We start from the raw sequence: 7,364 nt of genomic DNA, 5'->3' as shown, positions 1-7,364 counted from the left end.
TGAAACACAGTATCGCCGATGGTAGTGTGGGGTCTCCCCATGTGAGAGTAGGTCATTTCCAGGCGCCTAATACGCTTTAAATAGCAAAAGTAATGAAATTGTATCTACTCAGTAGTCATTTCAGAAACATAAAAGCAGTTTTGCTGATATGGCTCAGTCGGTAGAGCGCATCCTTGGTAAGGATGAGGTCCCCAGTTCGATTCTGGGTATCAGCACCACGAACAAACTAGTGTAAAGTCCTAGTATAAAATTTGTTTGGAAACCATAGAGCTTTGGTACCACCTGATCCCATTCCGAACTCAGAAGTGAAACAGAGTATCGCCGATGGTAGTGTGGGGTCTCCCCATGTGAGAGTAGGTCATTTCCAGGCACCTAATAAAACAGTAAGGCCACTCTAATGAGTGGCCTTTTTGTTTTGTGTCGAAAAATTATACCAAATATCTGTCATTGATAGTGTGGCCGATATGCCCATGTGAGAGTAGGTCATTTCCTGGCACCTATTAAAACAGTAAGGCCACTCTAATTAGTGGTCTTTTTGTTTTGTGTCGAAAAATTATACCAAATATTTGTCATTGATAGTGTGGCCGATATGCCCATGTGAGAGTAGGTCATTTCCAGGTGCCAAATTTCTCGTAAAGAGAGTATCAAGCCCGTTACGTTAGTAACGTGCTTTTTTACATCTGAAATTTGATTATAAAAGTAGTGTGGGTGATATGCCCACGTGAGAGTAGATGATTTCCAGGCGCCTAATAAAACAGCAAGGCCACTCTAATGAGTGGCCTTTTTGTTTTGTGTCGAAAAATTATACCGATTCGCATTGAATTATGAGCTAATATGCTCATCACTTCTTAAACCTTTAAACCTTTAAACCTTTAAACCTTTAACCCTTTAATCCTTGGCTAATACTAAGGTTTGATACCAGCCTATTCGCAATTACAGTGTTCAAATAGGCTAGCTTATACTTGATGAGAACGATTAGCTCACAAAGCCAATGAACAGGTAGGTTGCGAGAATAACCGCTACCCAGAGCACCATATTGCCAGAGGGATAGTCGGTGGACATAAGGCTACCACCTCCTTTGTATTGACGTGATAAAAACGTCTGACATTGGTTTAGTTTGCTTCGTATTGATTGACGTATTTCTGCGTCTACTTTCCAAATCACCGCAAATATACGCTGCAGAGCATTAGGCACTAAACGCCTGTAGACCCAATCAATGTCAAGATGAGTGGAGCGTAATTCTGGCGGATACTTACCTTTAAGGTTCAACCAGACGAAGGCCAGTGCTGAGAATAACAGCAGCTGTGTCTGGGCGAGTACATGGGTTGCATCATAGGGATTATAGCCAGTATCGTATGGTAATAACGAGTAGAGCGCAGCCGGGTAGATACCAATACCTATACACAGACAGGCTGATATAAACATAGCCAATAACATGTTGTTTGGTGGATCGTTTGCTCTTATGCCTGAGTCATGTGCAAAGAACGCAAAATAAGGGATTTTGATACCTGCATGGTGGAATACACCCGCCGAAGCAAACAATAGCATTAACCAGACCCAATCATGACCCGTTTCAATGGCAGCCGACATCACCATAGATTTACTGACAAAACCGCTAAACAGCGGGAATGCTGAAATAGAGGCTGCGCCTACAATACATAATATTGTGGTTTTAGGCATGGTTTTATAAAGGCCACCGAGATCTGAACCATTTATTCGTCCAGTCATGTGCAATACAGCCCCCATGCTCATAAATAACAGGCCTTTAAAGATCACATCGTTAAAGGCGTGAGAAACAGCCCCATTTAATGCTAGTGAGGTGCCAATACCTATACCTACTACCATAAAGCCGACTTGGTTAATCAAGCTATAAGCAAGTACTCGACGAAGATCGTTTTCAATTACCGCAAAGAAGATAGGGAAGCAAGTCATTGCTGCGCCGATATAAATTAGAAACTCCGTACCGGGGTAGGCTCTAGCCAGTGCATAAACTGCCACCTTGGTGGTAAAAGCACTCAGAATAACGGTACCAGTTGGTGTCGCTTCAGGGTAGGCATCGGTAAGCCATGTGTGAAAAAAAGGAAAGGCACATTTAATACCAAAGGCGATAAATATTAGCCAACCAGCTATGCCATCTAATCCTATTTTATCGAAGGCGACACTGCCTGTTTCAGCTATATGAAACAGTGCGCCTACCAGTAGAATAACCCCTGACAGTACTTGCATGATTAGGTAGCGCATACCAGCGCTATAAGCGCGAGAAGTACGACGAGCCCAAATGAGAAATACTGAGGTAAACGCCAATAGCTCCCAAAACACAAATAGAGTAAGTAAGTCTCCCGCAAACACGGCACCAATGGCGCTTCCCGCGTATAGCATGGTTGCTACTTGCTGCACAGTATCTTTAACGTGAAGTGAATAGATGATCGAAATTAATGCTGCAATATGAAAAATATAGCCAAACATCAGGCTCAATTTGTCAGCGCGATAGGGGACTAATTCATAGTCTAAAAACATGAATTGAAGATGGACACCCTCAGGTACAGTCCACAAGTGCAACCCACTGACGATAGGTATTGCTATCATCAATGCGCCGCGGAGTTTCCCATGAGTTGTAGCAGCAATCAAACCGCCGATTAAAAACAATACAAAGGGCGGTAATTCAAGCATCCACATTGCGATCACCTTTATTGTTATTTCTAATTTCGCTTAAGTGTTCTTTTTCAGACTCGACATCAGTTGCAGCGGCTATACTAAGAGCTGCTTGGTTGTCCTCGATTTCATTGTCGTTATTTTCCTGACCATCATTATCTTGATCATAATAGTCTTCTGGGCGCATCAAAAAGGTTCGCATCCAGCTTGCGACCAATACCAATATCACACAGCCAACAAAACCATAGATAGGATAAAAGAGAGGTAAGTTTTCCCAGGGATGAGAAACATGACGGTGAATGACAAAATCAAGTATCACAAGTAATCCGCAGCAAGCATATAACAGGTATAAAACTCGCTGGATATTTTTGGGATTATCAAAAATGTACTGCTTCTCATTGTCCATGGCTAACTCCAGATACAGTCAAGATAGTTTTCGCCAATTCATAAACGGGCTGTGGATGGATGAACATAATCAAGCAGCCTAATGATGTGATAGTTAATGCAATTAAAGAGGGTAATGGCGCTTCTTTGATTGTGTTTTTTTCTGGCTTTTCATCCTTGCCAGGGAAAAACGCATGATAAGGGATGGGCAATAGGTAGGCGATATTGAGCAACGAACTCAGCATCAAGGTGACCATTACAACCCAATAACCTGTTTCAACGGTAGCCATTAATAGGAACCATTTACTCCATGTTCCACCAGTGGGTGGAACGCCGATAATGCTAAGGCTGCCAATAAAAAAAGCGGCCATAGTGATTGGCATTGTATAACCTAAACCACGCATCTCGCTGACCTTCGATTTATGACAGGCTACTAAAATTGCACCTGCGCAAAAGAACAGCGTGATCTTGCCAAAGGCATGGGAAGCAATATGCATAGCGCTACCGATAACCCCTGATGAGGTTGCTAGTAATGCACCGATAGTGATGTAACCCAATTGACTCACGGTAGAGTACGCTAATCTGGCTTTCAAGTTGTCTTGTCGCATCGCCACGATAGAAGCTACTAATACAGAAAAAGTCGCTAAGTACAGCAAAAACTCTGTGGTGGGCAGTTTAGGTAATAGGTCGAGTCCAAAAATAAAAATACAGACTTTGATTACCGTAAATACTCCGGCTTTTACCACCGCTACAGCATGCAACAGGGCGCTAACTGGAGTTGGTGCAACCATAGCAGCAGGTAGCCAGCGATGAAATGGCATGATGGCTGCTTTGCCTATACCAAAGATAAAGAGTACTAAGATTACGCCAGCCATGGTGGTATTAACTTTGTCATCAAAGACACCGCCTGCGGTAAACTCAAGGCTGCCACTAATTAACCAAGTCAATACAATCGCTAACAGGAAGAATACGATTGAGGTACTAAGTAAAATACCAAGGTAGACGCGACCACCCTGTTTAGCTTTGTCTGTACCGGCATGCGTCACCAGTGGATAGGTTGATAAGGTTATCACTTCATAAAAGATGAATAGGGTAAATAGATTGGCTGAAAAGGCGAGTCCCATAACCGCACTAATGGCTAAAGCGAAGCAAATGTAAAAGCGAGTTTGGTTTTCCTCACCGTGACCACGCATATAGCCTATGGCATAAATAGTAGTAATTAACCAAAGAAAACTAGCAACTAGTGCGAATAACATTCCTAGTGGTTCAACAACAAAGCTCACCTCTAACCCAGGCATCAGTTCCCACCAAGACACCTCAATGCTTGCTCCAGCCTTGATCGCTTGATAAAGGTTGATCACGCAGTAAAGTACCGCAAGACTGGTGCTAATGGTGACAGCCTCACGAAGGTTAGGTTTCTTTGCTGTTATTGCTATTGCAAAGGTTGCCAGCAGTGGCAATAAGATAGTTAGCTGTAACATCAGCGCCAAAGATGAGGTCATGGGGTTATTCCAAACAAACTTTGTGAAGCCGCCTGTGTAATTTGCACACTTAGGCGAGTATCGATACCGAAATAGATATTAGCGATGACAAGGGCCCAAATAGGCGCAAGGAATGTCCAAGGGGCCTCTTTGACTGTTTCTCGCCCAGGTAGTGGCGGCTTAAAGTAAGCCATTTCCACAATTCGCCAGATATAGACAATTGCCAGTAATGACCCCAGAAGGATAAGTATGGCAACTGACAACATACCAGCTTCAACACTGGCGATAAGCAAATACCATTTACTGATAAAACCGACGGTTAAGGGCACACCAATAAGACTCAACCCACCAATGACTATGGCTGACATGGTTAATGGCATTTGTCGACCTAAGCCTTGAAATTGGCTCAATTGAACGCTGCCAATTCGGTACATTATTGCGCCCAATGCTAAAAACAGGGCGCTTTTCATTAAGGCATGGTTAAACAGATGCAGTAAGGTTGCCATCACGCCTGTACTGGTATAAATCGAGTAACCGATGATCATATAGCCGACTTGCGCGATACTTGAGTAGGCTAAGATATGTTTAACATTTTGCTGGTATATCGCGGCAACAGAAGCAACAAAAACACCCACAAGTCCTAGCACCATTAAAATGCTTTGTAAGGGGAGAGTGGTAAACGAGAAACTGATACCAAATACAGTAAAAGTAAATCGGATCAGTAAGTAAACTGCTACTTTTGTTGAGGTGGCAGCTAAAAAAGCCGTTACTATTGAAGGTGCGTAGGCATAAGCATTCGGCAACCACAGGTGGAGTGGGAATAGTGCTAGCTTTAAGCAGAGGCCGACAATTAAGAAGGCGAAAGCGACAAATACTGTGCGGGTGTGGCCAACGTCAACCAATCTAATCGCGAGATCGCTCATGTTGAGCGTGCCCGTCATTTGATAGAGCATGCCGATACCAATCAAAATAAAGGTGGCACCAATGGTACCCATAATCAAGTATTGAAAAGCGGCCCAAAGTGCACGTCTGTCATTACCTAAGGCGATTAAAGCGTAGGCCGAAAGCGAGGAAATCTCTAAAAAGACAAATACATTAAATGCATCGCCAGTAGACACTATGCCGTACATACCTGTTAAAGATAGTAGGTAGAGGCTGTAAAATAGAGTGTGGCGATCTTCGCTCAATTCTTTTTGAATACTAGTGTTCGCGGCAAATATCACCACAGTTGCAATAGTCGAGATAATCAGCAGTAAAAAAGCATTCAGTTTATCTATGCGTAATTCTATCCCCCAAGGTGCTTCCCATCCCCCAAGTTCATAGGTGATGGTCCCTGATTTCATGACTTCTATCAGTAATAGTGTGCTGTTGGTGCAGGTCGCAGCACAGACTAATAAGGCAAATATCCACACCAGTTTTGAACGGTTTAAGAACCAGCATAATGGGGCTGCCATTAGCGGCACCACCACTTGTAAAATAGGCAGGTGAGCTAACACTATGATTTTTCCCCGTTTAGCTGATCTAGTTTCTGTATCTCATCTTCTTCGACACAGCCATATGACTCTTTGATTCTGATGACTAGTGCAAGCCCAAGTGCGGTGGTCGCAATACCGACAACAATGGCGGTAAGAATTAATACATGAGGGAGAGGATTAGAGTAATCGCTAATTCCTTCAGCTAAGATGGGGGCGCTGCCACGCTCAACCACGCCTACGCTGATATAAAAGATAAACACTGAGGTTTGAAAAATGGTTAGTCCAACTAACTTCTTAACCAAATTACCATGGGCGATAACGATATAAAAACCAATCATCATCAGCAAAATTGCGATCCAATAGTTATAGAGTCCGAGAAACATCCAGCTCCCCTTTTTGTTTGTTACTGTATTGAATGGCTTGTCTGCGGGCATCAAAATTGAAAAAGATACTTAACATAACCGATGCGACAGTGATACCTACTCCTAATTCAATAATGAGTATCCCGATATGTTGACCATCAATAGGATCATCAGCTAGCACGTTATAATCTAAGAAGTTGGCACCATTTATCATCGAAACAACCCCGACAGAGGCGTAAAGTAAAAGCCCCACCGCGGCGAGCAGTTGAATTATCGACGGGTTAAACACCTTTTGAGCGGTATCTAAACCAAATAGCATGGTGTAAAGAATAATCCCTGCTGCGAAGATCACACCAGCTTGGAAGCCCCCGCCAGGACCAAAGTCACCATGGAATTGCACATATAACGCAAACAGCAAGATGAAAGGGATAAGAGCTTTACTGACAATTCGTACAACCATATGACGCTCATGCATCTGTTCTTCAGTGGCTTCATCAGATGAGATTTTTTTACGGCGTCTAGGCAGTGACAATAATGAAAGTACACCAATACCAGCGGTAAAAATAACGGCGACTTCACCTAAGGTGTCAAATGCACGGTAGCTTCCTAAAACCGCAGTCACAATATTAGGGACGCCGACTTCCTGCATAGATTCATTAATATAACGCGGCGCAACATGTTGATGAACTGGCGCATCAGCGGCACCAAAATAAGGCATATCCATGGTGCCGTATACCAGCATGCCACCAGTGACTAGCACCACAAACAGTGCTAGAAAAGGTTTATGGCGCTTGGGGGCTTCTTTACGACCCGTTATGGTAATGGCTGCTAACATGAGTAAGCCAGATATTCCAGCTCCTACGGAAGCTTCGGTAAAAGCCACATCTACGGCATCTACTACCACAAAGAAACACGCAGATAATAAGCCATATATGCCACTTAACATGACAACCGCTAATAGATTGCGAGTACGAACGATTGCGATGGCGATGACCACTAAAAATAATAAC

At 43.3% G+C, this 7,364-nt stretch carries 6 protein-coding genes, 1 tRNA gene and 1 rRNA gene; 2 read left to right on the top strand and 6 right to left on the bottom strand.

Going from position 1 to position 7,364, the window contains the following annotated elements; translation table 11 throughout:
* Positions 1-142: 142 nt before the first annotated feature.
* Together ORI98_RS17585 and rrf are read left to right on the top strand one after the other, a co-directional pair.
* A tRNA-Thr gene (locus ORI98_RS17585) sits at positions 143-218 on the top strand.
* A gap of 36 nt (positions 219-254) precedes the next feature.
* Positions 255-370 (top strand): 5S ribosomal RNA (gene rrf / locus ORI98_RS17580).
* A 605-nt stretch (positions 371-975) separates the two neighbouring features.
* On the opposite strand, the gene ORI98_RS17575 is transcribed toward rrf, so the two are convergent.
* From ORI98_RS17575 to ORI98_RS17550, 6 genes are read right to left on the bottom strand one after another with little or no spacing between them, the layout of a single operon-like run.
* Positions 976-2,676 carry a Na(+)/H(+) antiporter subunit D gene (locus ORI98_RS17575; RefSeq protein WP_306136078.1) on the bottom strand — a complete coding sequence of 567 codons (1,701 nt, stop codon included), beginning with the start codon at positions 2,674-2,676 and terminating at the stop codon, positions 976-978.
* Entirely contained in the window at positions 2,663-3,058 is a 396-nt protein-coding gene (locus ORI98_RS17570) for a hypothetical protein (RefSeq protein ID WP_261299670.1), read from the bottom strand. Before ORI98_RS17570 ends, ORI98_RS17575 begins: the two co-directional genes overlap by 14 nt.
* Complete coding sequence (locus ORI98_RS17565; RefSeq protein WP_261299669.1) at positions 3,048-4,538, bottom strand: monovalent cation/H+ antiporter subunit D family protein; 1,491 nt, start codon at positions 4,536-4,538, stop codon at positions 3,048-3,050. Before ORI98_RS17565 ends, ORI98_RS17570 begins: the two co-directional genes overlap by 11 nt.
* Positions 4,535-6,013, bottom strand: a complete 1,479-nt coding sequence (locus ORI98_RS17560) for a monovalent cation/H+ antiporter subunit D family protein (protein WP_306136077.1) — start codon at positions 6,011-6,013, stop codon at positions 4,535-4,537. Before ORI98_RS17560 ends, ORI98_RS17565 begins: the two co-directional genes overlap by 4 nt.
* Positions 6,013-6,375, bottom strand: a complete 363-nt coding sequence (locus tag ORI98_RS17555) for a cation:proton antiporter subunit C (protein ID WP_306136076.1) — start codon at positions 6,373-6,375, stop codon at positions 6,013-6,015. Before ORI98_RS17555 ends, ORI98_RS17560 begins: the two co-directional genes overlap by 1 nt.
* Entirely contained in the window at positions 6,356-7,351 is a 996-nt protein-coding gene (locus tag ORI98_RS17550; protein WP_306136075.1) for a Na(+)/H(+) antiporter subunit B, read from the bottom strand. The genes ORI98_RS17555 and ORI98_RS17550 overlap by 20 nt, the downstream gene beginning before the upstream one ends.
* Between the last annotated feature and the right edge of the window lie 13 nt (positions 7,352-7,364).

Origin of the sequence: Shewanella sp. ULN5 (assembly GCF_030731885.1) — a bacterium.
Lineage (GTDB): Bacteria > Pseudomonadota > Gammaproteobacteria > Enterobacterales > Shewanellaceae > Shewanella > Shewanella holmiensis.
This window is presented reverse-complemented; position numbering and strand designations above follow the sequence as displayed.

Bases quoted from the DNA above. Each gene is read 5' to 3' on its own strand.
- ORI98_RS17575 (WP_306136078.1), bottom strand. From the start codon at position 2,676: ATGTGGATGCTTGAATTACCGCCCTTTGTATTGTTTTTAATCGGCGGT.
- ORI98_RS17570 (WP_261299670.1), bottom strand. From the start codon at position 3,058: ATGGACAATGAGAAGCAGTACATTTTTGATAATCCCAAAAATATCCAG.
- ORI98_RS17555 (WP_306136076.1), bottom strand. From the start codon at position 6,375: ATGTTTCTCGGACTCTATAACTATTGGATCGCAATTTTGCTGATGATG.
- ORI98_RS17565 (WP_261299669.1), bottom strand. From the start codon at position 4,538: ATGACCTCATCTTTGGCGCTGATGTTACAGCTAACTATCTTATTGCCA.